The organism is Desulfuromonas versatilis (genome assembly GCF_019704135.1).
Lineage (GTDB): Bacteria > Desulfobacterota > Desulfuromonadia > Desulfuromonadales > NIT-T3 > Desulfuromonas_A > Desulfuromonas_A versatilis.
Window position 1 is genome coordinate 1,930,633 of record NZ_AP024355.1, and the last position, 14,970, is coordinate 1,945,602.

The following is a 14,970-nucleotide window of genomic DNA, read 5'->3' on the forward strand; positions in this document are numbered from 1 at the left end:
GGGTTTCAGCTAGGCCTCAGGGCCTGCCGTGGTGAGTTCCTCGATCCGGTAAACCCCGACCGGGCGGCTTTTGCCCTTCAGGGTCATCGGCTCCAGCGGGGTTGCTCTCACCTGGTCTCTAACCCGCTGGTAGGTCGCCTCGGACACCAGGACCTCCCCCGGGCGTGCGATCCCCTGCAAACGGGCGGCCACGTTGACGTTGTCGCCGATCACCGTGTATTCCATGCGCATCGCCGAGCCGATGTTGCCGGCCACCACCGGCCCGGTGTTGATGCCGATGCCCATCTCCAAAGGCGGCAGGTCGCGGCTCTGCTGTTCGAGATTGAAGGCGGCCACTGCCTGCTGCATCACCAGCCCGCAGCGGACCGCCCGCAGGGGGTCGTCTCCCAGCGGGATGGGCGCACCGAACAAGGCCATGACCGAGTCGCCCATGAGCTTGTCGACCATCCCGTTGTTGGTGTTTACCACCTCGATCATGCGTGAGAAGTAGTCGTTGAGCATGGCTACCACCTGGGTAGGGGGCAGCTGCTCGGCCAGCGAGGTGAAGCGGCGGATGTCGGAGAAGAGGATGGTCACCTCCTTCTCCTCTCCCCCCAGCCTGAGACTGTCCCGCTGGCGCAGGATTTCGGTGGCGAGGGGTTTGCTCACGTAGCGTTCGAAGGTGTTCTTGATGAACTCCTTGTCCCGCAGACTTTCGGCCATTTCATTGAAGGCCGTGGTAAGGGTCCCCAACTCGTCCCTGCGCTTCAGATCGATGTGTTGCTCGAGCCGCCCTTCACCGATGGCCTTGACCCCGCGCACCAGCGCGTGAACCGGACGCACGAAAATCGAGGCAAGCAGATAGGCTATCACGCTACCCGCCACCAGGGCAACCGCGCTCAGCAGGGCCAGCCGCCGGCGCATGCTGGCGATGTCGGCGCTGATCAGTTGCTCGGACAGGCCGAGGTGAATGCTGCCGAGCCGCACCGGCTGTTCTGCCACCGAAAAAATCGGGATTTCCAGATCGAGAACCGCGCTGCCTTCCCGCACGGTGCGCAGGACCCGGAAACCATCTCCCTCGCGCAATGGCTGAGCCTCGGCGGGCAGAGCATAGCTCCTGCCCACCTGGGCCATATCCGCCGCCGCCCGGACGCTGCCCTGGCGATCGACGATGAAAGCGTAGCTGATCCCGGGGGAGCGCAGGGCGTTTTTCACCGCGGAGAAGAGGTAGAGGTCGTCCCCTGTAAGCAGCGGGTCCTCGGCGTTGAAAGCCACCCCCCGGGCGATCCCGATCCCTTTGTCGATATTTTCCCGAATGAGGCTCTGGCGGATGTTTTTCTCCAGGACCACCACCACCGCGAGCATCAGCAGGCCGCTGAACAGGGCCAGGACCAAGGCGAATTTCCAGCGCAGGCTGGCAAAAAACGGCGTCCGGTCAGCCATTGCGGTACTCCTGAATCTGCCGCAGTTTGCGCTTCGCCTTTTCGATGTTCATCCTGGCCCTTTCATGCCCGGGGGCGAGGGTGAGTACCTGCTCCCAGGCCGAAATGGCTTCCTCGTAGCGGCCGCTGGTGTAGAACTCGATCCCCTGCAGGTACAGCGTCTCCTCATCCCCGGGTTTGGCGCCGGAGAGGCGCAGCCTCTCGAGACGCTGAAGGGCCGTTTTGGAACCTGCGTGGAAGGGGTCGAGGGCCAGGGCTTCGTCCAGCGCCGTTTCGGCCTGAACAAGGTCCCCCCGGTCCAACGCTGCCGTGGCATTCTCCGCCAGCTCGGCCAGCCTGTGGGCGAGTTTCTCCCGGCCGGATTTCAGCCCCTGCTGGGCCGCGGCACTGGTCGGGGCCAGTTCCAGAACTTTTCGGAACTGCTCGAGGGCCTGCGGATAATTTCCCGCGGCCAATTCCCGTTGGGCAGCCTGCAGGTTCTGCTCGATCTTTTGGTTGAGCAGGGTTTCGAGGCTTTCGAGGCCGCGCCGGGCCGCGGCGGACCCGGGATCGACCTGCAGGGCCTTGGCGTAGAGGGCCCTGGCTTCCTTGGGGTTTCCGTCCCTGCCGACCCTTTCCGCCTGGTTCAGCAGGGCCGTGACCCGCTCCCGACTCGCCTGCTCCACCTGGTCCAGACCGGCTTGAACCGCAGGTGTGTCGCGCAGGTCCCGGGCGGCCTGGAAATGTTCTCGGGCCAGGGCAAGCCGTCCCTCCTCCAGGGCTTTGCGGCCGCTGCGCAGCGCATCGGCCTGCCTGGTATCGACCTGGGCCTCGAGCCGGGCCAGCCCAGCTCGAGCCTCGGCCAGGTCCGGCTGCAGCAGCAGCGCCTCCTGGAACCAACTGCGAGCCTTGGCGAAATCAGCGCCCGCCACCGCCCGGTCAGCCCTGCCGAGAAGCTCGGTGGCCAGGCTGGCGCTGCGTTGCTCCACTTCGGTAAGCCCCTGCAGGGCCGAAGGCTGCTCGGGATCAAGCTCCAGGATGCGGGCGTAAGCCTCCCTGGCCCTGGGCAAGTCGCCTTGGGCGAGATCGGCTGCCGCCTGGCCCAGGGTTGCGGAGATTTCAGCATTCAGGGCCGCCAGCGCCTGGGCCTCCAACCCCAAACCCGACTCTTCACCGGGGAGCAGTTCCAGGCCGGCCCTGACCTTGTCCAATGCGCTGCGCGGCTGCCCCTGGGCCAGGTCGCCGCGCGCCTGGGCAAACAGTTCCCGGCCCTGGTTTTCACGGGCGGAGGCGACGGCTGCCAGGGCCTCTGCCGGACGGGGATCGGCGGGATTGATGGCCCCGGCGCGCTCGAAGTATTCCTGCGCGGCATCGAAATCGCTGTCAGAAAGCTTTGCCCGGCCGCCGGCGAGCAGCTCCTCGACCGCGCCAGCTTCGGCTGCCAGGCGGTTGATCGTCGCTTCGCGATTGGTCGGCTCGGCAGCCAATGCCTTGTTGAAATAGTCGTAGGCCTGGCTGTATTGCTTGAGATCCAGATGGATGCCGCCGGCGAGGTTGAGATCTTTGACCTCGGGAGACTCACCTTCGAGAAGCGGCTTCAGGGCCTCAAGGGCCAGCAGCGTTTTGCGCTGGCGGAGCAGGGTCAGGGCGCAGTTGTGGAGCAGGGCGCGGATACTCTGCCGCACCTCCGGCTCGACCTTTGGATAGGCCTCGGCGAGGCGGGTTACGGAGGACTCGATTTCAGCACGCGTGTAGTCCAGGTAACCAAGGTAATAAAGGGGCAGCGGATTGCCCGGCTGGATCTCCAGGGCCCTGGCGAAAGCCTCCCCGGCCTGCCGGGGATCGGACTCAAGCAGGCCCAGGGCCCGGTTGTAGTGGATGGCGAAGAGGTACTCCCGGGCGGCCAGGTCGTCGGGGCGGACGGCCAGGTAGGCCTCGAACTCGTGCACGGCGGATTCGGTTTGGCCGCCGCGAGCCAGCAGGTCCCCAAGCTGCCGATGGACTTCGTGGCGTTCGGGCGCGAGCCCCAGGACCGTGCGGTAAAGGCGCTCCGCCTCGGCGTCGTTGCCCGCGGCGCGGTAGCGATTGGCCAGGTTGAGATAACTGTCCGCCAGCGGGAAAATCTCGGGCCTGTCCAGTGCGCCGAGCTCCTCGGCCCGCTCCAGGTAGAGCAGGGCACTGTCGGCATCCCCCGTTTGAGCCAGGGCCAGGCCCAGGTTGAAGTTCATTTCGATGGTGTCGGCAAAGGCGGGGTAGGCGAGCTTCAGTTCCGAGATCGCCTCGGAGGCCTGATCATCGAGCAGCAGGACAACGCCGAGGTTGTAGTGCAGGTGGAGGTTTTCCGGGTCGATGCGCAGGGCCTGCCGGTAACGGTCCGCAAGCAATTTAGCATCCGCCTGGGCGGCGGGCGCCGCCCAGGCGGATGCACTGGACAGGATTGAAATAACCAGCACCCCGGGGAGCAGGATCGCCAGCAGCAAACGCAGGGTCATTTCCCCTTGATCTCCCAGGCCCCCCGGGTCACGTTGCGCTGCTTTTTGCCTTCATACATGGCGCGATCGGCAAGATCGACGATGCCCCGCTTGTCGCTGGCGCTTTCGGGAAAGGTGGAATAGCCCACCGTGCAGGTCAGTTTGAGGTTCAGGCCGGCATCGGCCAGAAATTTGTGGTTTTCTATGGAGCGGCGGATCCGTTCGGCAACCACGGCCGCCCCCTTGGATTCGGTCTCCACCAGCATGGCGGTGAACTCGTCTCCCCCGTAACGGAAAACGATGTCCACTTCGCGAACGCTCTGCTGCATCAGGCCGGCCACCTCTTTGAGCACGTTGCTGCCCGCCAGATGGCCATGGGTGTCGTTGACCCGCTTGAACAGGTCCAGGTCGACGAAAATCAGCGAAAATTCGAGCCCGTAACGCTCGGATCGGCGGATCTCCTGGTCGAGCACGATCTGCAGGTAGCGGTAGTTGTAGAGACCGGTAAGGTCATCGGCGTACATCAGGTCCCGAGCGCCCTGGTAGCGATAGGCATTTTCAAAGCCCAGGGCGGTCTGTTCGGCCAGGAACAGCAGGTTGTCCCGTGGCGGTGGATCGGGAAAATCCGTGCCGGGTGAATTGAAAATGACCAGGGCCCCCTTCAGGCTTTTTTCACAGCGAAGGGGAAACAGGTAGATGGAGTTTATTTTTGGTGGGCATTCGGCAGTGGGGACAAACTCGCCGGCTTTCAGGAGCTTTGGCCCGGTCAGGCCCTTGAGGTGGGGGAGCAGGGCCTGAGCCAGGGCCAGGGAATGTGACTCATTCTGCCCGTCGGCGGCGACCAGGCGGGAAATTTTGTTTTTGGCGAGCAGGAAGCCGAAACCCCGACCGCCGCCCAGTTCGTGCAGCAGGGTGTCGACGGCCTGGGGGAGGAGCCTGTCGATTTCGATCAGCGAGGCGAGATTCTGCCCCTTCTGAAACAGGCGGATCTGGCTTTTCAGCAGCAGGTTCTCGTCGAGCAGGCGGCGCTGTTCGACACAGGTGCGCACCAGGTGACGCAGTTCTTCGGGGTCGAAGGGCTTGATCAGGTAGTCGCGGGCGCCGTTCTTCAGCGCCTGGATGGCCGTTTCCAGCGTCGCATGGCCGGTGGCCAGGATCACCTCGGGAGGGTTGTCGATGCTGCGGGCCAGGCGCAATACTTCGAGGCCGCACAGCCCCGGCATGACCATGTCGGTGAGAACCACGTCGACGCCGCCGCGGCGCAGGCGGGCCAAGGCCTCGTCGCCCGAGGCCACCGCCTCGACCTGGTACCCGTCTTCGCTCAGCAATTCGGCATACAGCCGGCGAAAGAAAAGCTCGTCGTCCACAACCAGTATGGTGGGTTTTTTCATTCGGCCGGCCTCCGCTTTAATTAGCACCGAAGCTAACAAAATCCGCTAGTTCTGTCAACGGAAAAGCCCACGTTCCCAGTGGGTTACCCGCCATCCTTCGCCTTGCGAGCGGAACCTGAGGGTCCCCTCCCGGTCGGTTCGACACAGGGGAACCCCACGCTCCGCCACCTGGGATAGCACCTCGGGGTGGGGGAGCTGGTACGGGTTTCCGGCCCCGGCGGAAACAAACGCCCGGTGGGGGCGGAACCGGTCGAGGAGCAGTTCCGGGGTCGATCTGCGGCTGCCGTGATGAGGGAGCTTGAGCAGGGTGACCGGACCCTGGGGAGGGCTGGCGAGCAGCTCGGCGACCCCGGGCGCCTCGAGGTCGCCGGTGAGCAGGAACCCGTCCCGGCCCAGGGTGCCGTGCAAAACGATGGAGCGGTCATTGACGCTTCCCCGGGCAGGTACAAAGGCGGCAAGGGATCGATCGGGCTCCTGCTCGATCAGGGTCCAGCCCGGTGCAAGCCGCGCGGCGGGAATCTGGCGGCGGGCCAGCACCTCCTGCAGGCTTCGATCCAGTTCCCCCGGCGCCACCGGGGCCAGGAAGCGGGCCACCGGAAAATGCTCCAGCACATGCAGCAACCCCTTGCGATGGTCGGGATGGTCGTGGGTGAGAATGACCGCATCGAGGCTGCGAACTCCAAGGCGGCCGAGGGCCGGGGCGACCAGGCGTTGCCCCACATCGAAAAACTCACTGTAGAGTCCGCCCCCGTCAACCAGGTAGTGGGATTCTCCGTTTCGGGAAACCAGGATGGAGTCCCCCTGCCCGACGCTGAGGGCGGTGACCTGCAGGTCTGCCGCAGGGGGCAGGGGAAAAGCTGCCAACAGGGCGGCCGCAGCCAGCAGGGCGATCCGGGTTCTTCGTAAAGCACCGGGCCCGGCCGGGAGCAGCAGCACCCCGGAAACCAGGCCGATGGCCAACAACTGCCCGGGCGGCAGATACCAGATCCAGCCCTGCAGAAGGGGCAATTCGATCAGGGCCTGTACCCCGGCAAGGACGTACTGCAGCACCTGGGAGCAGGCGCGGAACAGCATCCCGGCGCCCCAGGGGAACCAGGGGAGCAGCAGGGCACCGGCCAGGCCGAGGGGAACGGCGAGAAACCCCACGGCGGGGATCGCCCAGAGATTGGTGATCAGGCCGGCGGGGGCGAGCATATGGAAGTTAAACAGGACCAGGGGGGTGGTGGCCAAGGTTGCCGCGGTGGTGGAGGCAAACAGCATCGCCGGCCAGCGCAGGGGGCGCGGCAGCAGGGCCAGGCGGGTTGACCAGCGCGGCACCAGGAGCAAAATCCCCAGCAGCCCGGCGAAGGAGAGCTGAAAGGCAGGCTGGTACAGGGCCAGGGGTTCGGCCACCAGGATCAGTAACGCTACGGTGGCAAACAGCCTTACCGGCTGGGTGCGGCGGGCAAAAAGCAGCAACAGGGCCACGGCCCCGGCCATTAACAGTGCCCGCCGGGTCGGCAGAGCGTTGCCGGTCAGGGCCAGGTAAGCGACCAGGAGCGGAAGCAGCAGAACCGGGAGAAGGCGCCGGGGTGGTGCCAAAATCAGCAGGGTTTCCGAGCGGCGGTAAAAGAAGCTGGCCACGGCGTAGAGCAGCGCGGCGACCATGCCCAGATGCAGGCCGGAGATGGCGAACAGGTGGGAGACGCCCCCCCTGGCCAGCAGTTCTCTTTGTTCGCTGGAGATGCCGCTCTTCTCGCCGATCACCAGGGCCTGGACCAACGGGGCATATCCCGGGCCGACGGCCGCCTCGATGTACGAGGCGATCGTCCGGCGGGCATTTTCGAAGCTTGCCCGGCCGCCCTGGGGACGAGGGATCACCGCGAGGTCCAGGCCATGCCGGGCATGGGCGGTGGCGAAAACCCCCGAGTAAGCCAGGTGCCGGGGGAAATCGAACTCCCCGGGGGTGCCGAAAGCCCTGGGGGTGCGCAGCCGGGTGAGCAGGCGAACCCGGTCGCCGGACTCTGCCTGAAGGGGGCCCTCGTCAAGGTAGAGCCTGACCGTGCCGTGCACGGCCGCCTCCCGTCCGTCCTTGCCCACGCCGTGCGCCGCCAGGTCGAGAACCCGCCTTCCCGAAGGGCGGTCGGCGATGGAGAGGATGGTCGCATCCAGAAGTACCCGCTCCTCTCCGGCGAAATTCCGCACATGGGCCGGGTCGGCTGGCGGGGTCAGGTGCAGATGGTAGAGGGAAACGCCGAGCAGGCAGAAAAAGGCTGCCGCCGGAAGGGCCGCGACCGGACGCGAGCGAAGGGCGAAGAAGAAAAGCGCGCAGGCGAGGGCGCCCGGGGCAAACCAGGGGGAAGGGGGCAGCCAGGGGGCGGCTAGCAGGCCGCCAAGGTAGGCCAGCAGGTAACCGGAGAGCCCCATGCCGGCATCAGCGCGCCGGACCCAGGGCGGCGAGCAGGGCCAGCAGGCGGTTCATTTCCGCGATGGTCGGAGGGTCAGAGAGCTCCTGCAGCCCCGCCAGTCGCAGGTAGTTATCCGGCCTGGAGCCGTGCGGCTGCAGGGACAGACTGTCGAGCCCGGCCCGTGGCGGAAGGGTGATCTGCAGGGTATTGAGCCCTCTGGGCAGATAGAAATCGCCCACCTCGACCGCTCCCAGATAGGAGGGAAAATTCAGAGTAAATTCGAATCGCTCGTTCAGGCGGGCGGTCTGTTCGCTTAGCGCAGTCCCCCGCAGGGCAAGGGAGTAGACCCCGGCGGCAGGCACCTCGAAGGCGAAAAACACTTCGGCGGGCAGGTTGCCGGAGCGGATCCAGCGACCGCCGCTGGGTTCGCCCATGCGGCGGATGTCGGTGATCTCCACCCCGGAGAAGGGGCCCGCGGTTTCCGCTTCGATGATCAGCGGCAGGCCCGCCGGGGGGAGCGCGGGCTCCAGGTCGAGCAGGCGGGCCACGGTGACTGCCAGGTCTTCCCGGCCCAGGGCGGCGCCGGGGTTCCATCCTTGCAGAGGGGCGACGGGCCGCAGGTTGGGGGCCTGCAGTTCAAGGTAGTCGATGCCGCCGTTGGGTGGCAGCTCGACGATGATTTCCAGGGCGCCAGCGGGCAGGTCGACGGCGCCCAGCTCGACCGGTTCGAAGGCCTTGCCGCCATCGGCCTGGAAGCTGTGGCCGCCGATACTGATCTTGAACCCCGGTTGCAGCAGGGAAGTGCTCACCCGGTAGCGCCCGGCGATGGGAAGATGAAAATCAAGGTGAGCGGTGGTGGGGGTGGCAATGCCGCTCAGCCACCCCTCGCCGCTGAATTCGCCGAAGCTGGTGAAGTCCTTTGCGGATACCATGTCGGTGGGGCGGCGGGCCTGTTCGGCTTCGATTCGGTAGCGGCGGCGGCCCTCGAGTATCTCGAGGTAATCGGCATCCTGCGGCTCATCGGGAAGGCCGAAGGTCCAGCCCATCCCGTCCACCAGGTTGATCATCCAGTCCCTCTGCAGGGGCACGGACTCCTCGGCGTGCAGGTTGCGGCTGCAAGCGAGAAGCAGAGTCAGGGCAAAGGTGCAATACAGGACGGATTTCAAGGAATGCCTCCTCGACAGATTTCCGACTTCGCCGCAGAACATAACACAGCCTGCCGAGGATGCCAATGTTTTGCGGGGCTTGGGGCAACTCCCGGGGCAAGGGTCAGGCCCCCTTTCCCGGGTCGCCGGGGCTGCCGAGGCTGGCCCTCCTGTGCAAGACCTGTGGGCTGTCGTGCTTGAGGTGCCTGCCGGGCTGGCCGTGAGGCAGGCTGCGGCGGTGGGTTTTTCCGGCGTCGGTCTTTTTACCTTGCGCTTTGGGGGCTCTTTTTACCGGATTCGGCAAGTGGCAGAAGCCCGCGTAGGCAAAGCCGATGAGCATGAGCAGTTCGAACATGAAGCACCTCCCTGGTCAGTTGTTTAAACCCTACGGCAGGTGTGTGACAGAATGTGTCATGCAGGCGAGGGGCCTGAGCGTCTGGCTTTTTGACTGCCGTGGGTGTATAAAGAACCGCCCGCGACTCCCAGCGAGGAGGCGGGCCCGTGTAGGAATATTCCCGAGGTATGTCCATGAACGTCATTGATATAAGCGGTCTGCAGAAAGCCTATGGAGCCAGAACTATCCTCGCCGATGTCAATATCGCCGTAGGCGAGGGGGAGAAGGTCGGCTTGATCGGCCGCAACGGCAGCGGCAAATCGACCCTGCTGCGCATCCTCGCCGGCCTGGAAGATGCCGACCGCGGCCAGATCATGCGCCAGCGCGGCCTCAAGGCCGAGTACCTGCCGCAGGAGCCGGTCCTTGATCCGGCCCTGTCGGTGCGGCAGATCCTGGAGGAGTGCCTGGTCGAGGCGCGGTGCCGTCTCGACCGCTATCAGCAGATCGCCGAGGCCCTGCAGGGCGCGGATCCGGCGCAGACCGAGAGCCTGCTCGCCGAACAGCACGACATCCAGGGGTGGCTCGACCTGCACCGCGGCTGGAGTCTCGACCACCGGGTCACGGATATCTGCGGCAAGCTGGGCATCCATGATCTTTCCCAGCGGGCCGGTGAACTTTCCGGTGGGCAGGCCAAACGCGTGGCCCTGGCCGGCGTGCTGCTGCGCGAGCCGGATCTGCTGATGCTCGATGAGCCAACCAACCACCTCGACGCCGACACCGTCGCCTGGCTCGAGGAGGCCCTGCTGCAGTACCCCGGGGCGGTAGTGCTGGTCACCCACGACCGCTACTTTCTCGACCGGGTGGCGACCCGCATGTTCGAGCTCGAGCAGGGGACGATGGGCGTTTACCTCGGCGGCTACGGCGCCTATCTCGAGCAAAAGCAGATGGAGATGGAGCAGGAGGGGCGCACCCAGAGCCGGCTGGCCAACCTGCTGCGGCGCGAGGATGCCTGGCTGCATCGCGGCGCCAAGGCCCGCACCACCAAGCAGAAGGCCCGCATCGACCGGGTCGACGAGCTGCGTCAGCAGCGCAAAACCGTCGGCAGCCGCGAGGTCGAACTGCAGTTCGGCATGGACCAGCGCCTCGGCGGCACCATCCTCGAGCTGCAGAAGGTGTCCCTCGGCTATCCCGACAAGCAACTCATCGCCGGGCTCGACCTGATCCTGCGCAAAGGGGAGCGGATCGGCATCCTCGGCCCCAACGGCAGCGGCAAGTCGACCCTGCTCAAGACCATTCTCGGCCAGCTCGAGCCGCTTGCCGGAGAAGTTGTGCTCGGCAAGAACACCCGCATCGGCTACATCGACCAGGACCGCAGCGGCCTCGACCCCGAGCTCTACGTCCACGAGACCCTCGGCGAGGGCGAATGGGTCACCGTCGCCGGCGAAAAACGGCACAAGATCGGCTACCTGGAGAGCTTTCTGTTCTCGGCCCAGGAGCAGCGCAAGCGCGTCTCCACCCTCTCCGGCGGCGAGCGGGCCCGCCTGCTGCTGGCCAAATTGATGCTCCAGGGGGCCAATCTGCTGATCCTCGACGAGCCGACCAACGACCTCGACATCCCCACCCTGCAGGTCCTCGAAGAGGCGCTGAACGACTACCCCGGCTGCCTGCTGGTGGTGACCCACGACCGTTACTTTCTCGACCGGGTTTCCACCGGGATTCTGCATTTCGAGGGAGACGGGAAGGTTGTGTTTTATGAAGGGAATTACGAAACCTTCTGCGCCCTCAAGGCCCAGCAGCTGCAGGAGCAGAAGGAGCAGCGCAAGGCCGAGGTGAAAAAGGCCGAACCCAAGGAGGCGCCTCCCAGGAAACGCGCCGGCCTGAGCTACAAGGAAAAACTCGAGCTCGAGCAGGTGGAGAAGGACATCGAAGCTCTCGAAGGGAAAAAGGCCGAGCTGGAGGGGCTGCTGGCCGATCCCTCGGGCATCGAAGGCGGCCCCCAGGGCATGGAAGCCGTCTCCCGTTCTTTTTCCGAGGTGGAAGAGCGGCTTATGGCGCTCATGGAGCGCTGGGAGGAGTTGGAGCTGAAGAAGGAAGGGTAGGGCCGCAACCTGCTCAAACCATAGCGTGACTTTCCCTGTCGTTCTTAGTATCCGGCTGGGCGACAGTTGGGTTCCAGGGTCCGAGGGGGAAGAGGACGGGAAAGCCGGATAGACAATATCAAGGCCGCCTAAAAAGGGGACAGATTTATTTGTTGACACCCACCCTGCCTGCTGCCACTATCCAAACATGCCACGCTCAGCCCGCATAGCTCTTCCGAACTATCCCCATCACATCATCCAGAGGGGGCATAATCGTCAGGTGGTTTTTTCCGACCCCGACGATTTCCGCTATTACCTCGTCAACCTGGCCACATGGAAGGCCGCCCTTGACTGCAAGGTTTATGGTTACTGCCTGATGACCAACCATGTCCATCTCATTGTCGATCCGGGAGATAATCCCGCCCACCTCGGCATGCTGATGAAGCGCCTGGCCGGTCGGCAGACCCGGTATGTCAATCGTCTGGAAGGTCGCAGCGGCACCTTGTGGGAGGGCCGCTACAGGTCGAGCCCCATCGAAAACGATGCCTACCTGCTGGCCTGCTGCCGTTACGTTGATCTGAATCCGGTGCAGGCCGGGGTGTGCGCTCAGCCCGCGGATTATCCCTGGTCGAGCGGAGCCGCCCATCTCGGTGGATCGTGCCCGGAATGGCTCGATCTCGCTCCGGCCTGGCTGGGGCTTGGGGAGACGGATGAGGAACGGGTGAGGCACTATCGCGACCTGTTGGCGAAGCCGGTCAACGATGAAGAGCGCCAGGCCATTGTCGGCCCGGTAAAGAGGGGGCAATTGACCGGCGGAGACCGGTTTGTCGATGAGGTTGCTGAGCGACTTGGCAGGCGGGTGGAGTTGAGGGGGCAGGGGCGGCCGAGGAAAAGGGGAAAATAGATCTGTCCCCTTTTTAGGGTCAGGCACCCCCGGTTAATAAATGGATCCTCTTTTGTCCAGATATGACCGTTGACAACAATCTGGTAAATCGTATACAGTATGCAATGTTTTTCATCCGGAGCATTGGAATGACGGGCTTTTCCGCATGCAGGCTGCTAGCGGAAAGGCACGAGACGATTGGCAGGTTGGATCATTCGGGCGGCACGGCTGTCTTCCCGCTCAGGCCGCAATAATTTAATGGAGGAGAGAGATGATCGAAGCTTATCTGAGACACGAGGAAGAGCGCAACGCCCAGGGCATCCCGGCGCTGCCCCTCAACCCCGCGCAGACCAAGGAACTCTGCACGCTGCTCCAGGATCCCCCCAAGGGCAAGGAAGAGTTTCTGCTCAACCTGTTCAGGGAGCGGATCTCCCCCGGCGTCGACCCCGCCGCCGAAGTCAAGGCTGAATTCCTCGGGCAGATCCTGGCCGGCAAGGCCAAGTCTCCGCTGATTTCCAAAAAGGACGCCGTCAAGATCCTCGGCACCATGATCGGCGGCTACAACGTCAAGCACCTGGTGGCGGCCCTCAAGGATGCCGAGCTGGCCGACGAGGCCGTCAAGGCCCTGTGCGGCACCACCCTGGTCTATGACGCCTTCGACGAGGTGCTGGCTCTCTCCAAGAGCAACGCCGCCGCCAAGAAGGTCATGGAATCCTGGGCCAACGCCGAGTGGTTCACCGGCAAACCCGGCGTCCCCGAGACCATCAAGGTCAAGGTCTATAAAGTCGACGGCGAGATCAACACCGACGACTTCTCCCCGGCCGGCGACGCCTGGAGCCGCCCCGATATCCCGCTGCACGCGCTGGCCATGGGCAAGACCCGCTTCCCCACCGGCAATGCCGAGATCGCCAAGTTCCGCGCCGAAGGGTTCCAGGTCGCCTTCGTCGGCGACGTGGTCGGCACCGGATCTTCGCGCAAGTCGGCCTGCAACAGCGTGCTCTGGCACATCGGCAACGAGATCCCCGCGGTTCCCAACAAGAAGACCGGCGGCGTCATCATCGGCGGCGTCATCGCGCCGATCTTCTTCAACACCGCCCAGGACTCGGGTGCCCTGCCGCTGAAGATGGACGTGACCGGCTTCAATACCGGCGACGTCATCGTCATCAACACCAAGAAGGGTGAAGTGACCGACGAGTCGGGCAAGGTGATCACCACCTTCGAGATCGCCCCTAACACCGTCCCCGACGAGTTCCGCGCCGGCGGCCGCATTCCGCTGATCATCGGCCGCGCCTTGACCGAAAAGGCCCGCGCCGCCCTCGGCATGGGTGAGACCGACATCTTCACCCTGCCGGTCAACCCGGTCGCCAAGCCCGGCCAGGGCTACTCCCTGGCGCAGAAGATGGTCGGCAAGGCCTGCGGCGTCGAAGGGATTCTGCCCGGGACCGCCTGCGAGCCGAAGATGACCACCGTCGGCTCCCAGGACACCACCGGCCCGATGACCGCCGACGAGCTGAAAGAGCTGGCCTGCCTGCGCTTCCTCTCGCCGATGTTCATGCAGTCCTTCTGCCACACCGCCGCCTATCCCAAGCCGGCCGACGTGAAGATGCACAAGACCCTGCCCGGCTTTATCGCCGAGCGTGCCGGCGTCGCCCTGCGCCCCGGCGACGGCGTCATTCACAGCTGGCTGAACCGCCTGCTGCTCCCCGACACCGTCGGCACCGGCGGCGACAGCCACACCCGCTTCCCCATCGGCATCAGCTTCCCGGCCGGCTCCGGCCTGGTGGCCTTCGCCGGCGCCATGGGCTTCATGCCGCTGGATATGCCCGAATCGGTGCTGGTGCGCTTCAAGGGCCAGTTCAACCCCGGCATCACCCTGCGTGACGCGGTCAACGCCATCCCCTACTGGGCCATCAAGCAGGGGCTGCTGACCGTACCCAAGAAGAACAAGAAGAACATCTTCAACGGCCGCATCCTCGAGATGGAAGGGCTCCCCGAGCTCAGCGTCGAGCAGGCCTTCGAACTGACCGACGCCGCTGCCGAGCGCTCCGCCGCGGCCGGCTGCATCCAGCTCTCCGAAGATTCGGTCTGCACCTACCTGCGCTCCAACGTCGCCCTGATGCAGAAGATGATCGAAGAGGGCTACAGCGATCCGCAGACCCTGCAGAACCGCATCGACGCGGTCAACGAGTGGCTGAAGAACCCCAAGCTGCTCAAGGCCGACAAGAACGCCGAGTATGCCGCGGTCATCGAGATCGACCTGGCCGAGATCACCGAGCCGATCCTGGCCTGCCCCAACGACCCGGACGACGTCAAGCTGCTCTCCGAGGTGGCCGGCACCCCGATCCAGGACGTCTTCCTCGGGTCCTGCATGACCAACATCGGTCACTTCCGCGCCGCCGCCGAAATCTGGCGCGGCCAGAAGTTCAACCCTGCCGTGCGTACCTGGATCTGCCCGCCGACCCGGATGGACCAGGACAAGCTCAAGGAAGAGGCCCTGTTCTCGGTCTACAGTGCCATGGGCGCCCGCCTCGAGATCGCCGGCTGCTCGCTGTGCATGGGCAACCAGGCCCGCGTGCCCGACGGGGTCAACATGTTCTCCACCAGCACCCGTAACTTCGACGATCGCATCGGCAACGGCGCCAAGGTTTATCTCGGCTCTGCCGAACTCGGCGCGGTGACCACCAACCTCGGCAAGCTGCCGACCCCGGCCGAGTACCTGGCCGTGTACAAGGAGAAGGTCGCTCCCAAGGCCGACCAGATCTACAAGTACCTGCAGTTCGACGAGATGGAAGGGTACAAGAAGACCGCCTGAGATTAACAGGCTGCTCCACTAAAAAGCCCCCGCCGGGAAATCCCGGCGGGGGCTTTTTGCATCTGGGGG

Annotated in this window: 9 protein-coding genes; 3 read left to right on the top strand and 6 right to left on the bottom strand. The window is 64.8% G+C overall.

Annotation, left to right across the window (positions count from 1 at the left end):
- Positions 1–9 precede the first annotated feature (9 nt).
- The 6 genes from DESUT3_RS08500 to DESUT3_RS08525 form a co-directional block, all read right to left on the bottom strand.
- Positions 10–1,422: an adenylate/guanylate cyclase domain-containing protein gene (locus DESUT3_RS08500; protein ID WP_221252053.1), complete on the bottom strand. Its 1,413-nt coding sequence runs from the start codon at positions 1,420–1,422 to the stop codon at positions 10–12.
- Positions 1,415–3,892, bottom strand: coding sequence for a tetratricopeptide repeat protein (locus DESUT3_RS08505; protein WP_221252054.1), 2,478 nt, complete (start codon positions 3,890–3,892; stop codon positions 1,415–1,417). The genes DESUT3_RS08500 and DESUT3_RS08505 overlap by 8 nt, the downstream gene beginning before the upstream one ends.
- On the bottom strand, positions 3,889–5,262 hold the full coding sequence (locus tag DESUT3_RS08510) for a GGDEF domain-containing response regulator (protein ID WP_221252055.1): 1,374 nt from the start codon (positions 5,260–5,262) through the stop codon (positions 3,889–3,891). The genes DESUT3_RS08505 and DESUT3_RS08510 overlap by 4 nt, the downstream gene beginning before the upstream one ends.
- 54 nt (positions 5,263–5,316) lie before the next feature.
- The gene (locus DESUT3_RS08515) at positions 5,317–7,668 is read right to left on the bottom strand and encodes a DNA internalization-related competence protein ComEC/Rec2 (protein WP_221252056.1); all 2,352 of its coding nucleotides are present in this window, start codon (positions 7,666–7,668) and stop codon (positions 5,317–5,319) included.
- A 7-nt stretch (positions 7,669–7,675) separates the two neighbouring features.
- Positions 7,676–8,815, bottom strand: a complete 1,140-nt coding sequence (locus DESUT3_RS08520) for a hypothetical protein (RefSeq protein WP_221252057.1) — start codon at positions 8,813–8,815, stop codon at positions 7,676–7,678.
- Between the two features lie 103 nt (positions 8,816–8,918).
- A complete protein-coding gene (locus DESUT3_RS08525; protein WP_221252058.1) occupies positions 8,919–9,149 on the bottom strand; it encodes a hypothetical protein in 231 nt (76 codons plus the stop codon).
- Positions 9,150–9,322: 173 nt separating this feature from the next.
- Here DESUT3_RS08525 and DESUT3_RS08530 point away from each other — a divergent pair, with 173 nt between their 5' ends.
- The 3 genes from DESUT3_RS08530 (at position 9,323) to DESUT3_RS08540 (ending at position 14,901) form a co-directional block, all read left to right on the top strand.
- Positions 9,323–11,227: an ABC transporter ATP-binding protein gene (locus tag DESUT3_RS08530; RefSeq protein WP_221252059.1), complete on the top strand. Its 1,905-nt coding sequence runs from the start codon at positions 9,323–9,325 to the stop codon at positions 11,225–11,227.
- A 187-nt stretch (positions 11,228–11,414) separates the two neighbouring features.
- A complete protein-coding gene (locus tag DESUT3_RS08535; RefSeq protein ID WP_225911658.1) occupies positions 11,415–12,110 on the top strand; it encodes a transposase in 696 nt (231 codons plus the stop codon).
- Positions 12,111–12,360: 250 nt separating this feature from the next.
- Positions 12,361–14,901 (top strand): bifunctional aconitate hydratase 2/2-methylisocitrate dehydratase, encoded by a 2,541-nt coding sequence (locus DESUT3_RS08540; protein ID WP_221252061.1) that lies wholly within the window; start codon positions 12,361–12,363, stop codon positions 14,899–14,901.
- Positions 14,902–14,970 lie beyond the last annotated feature (69 nt).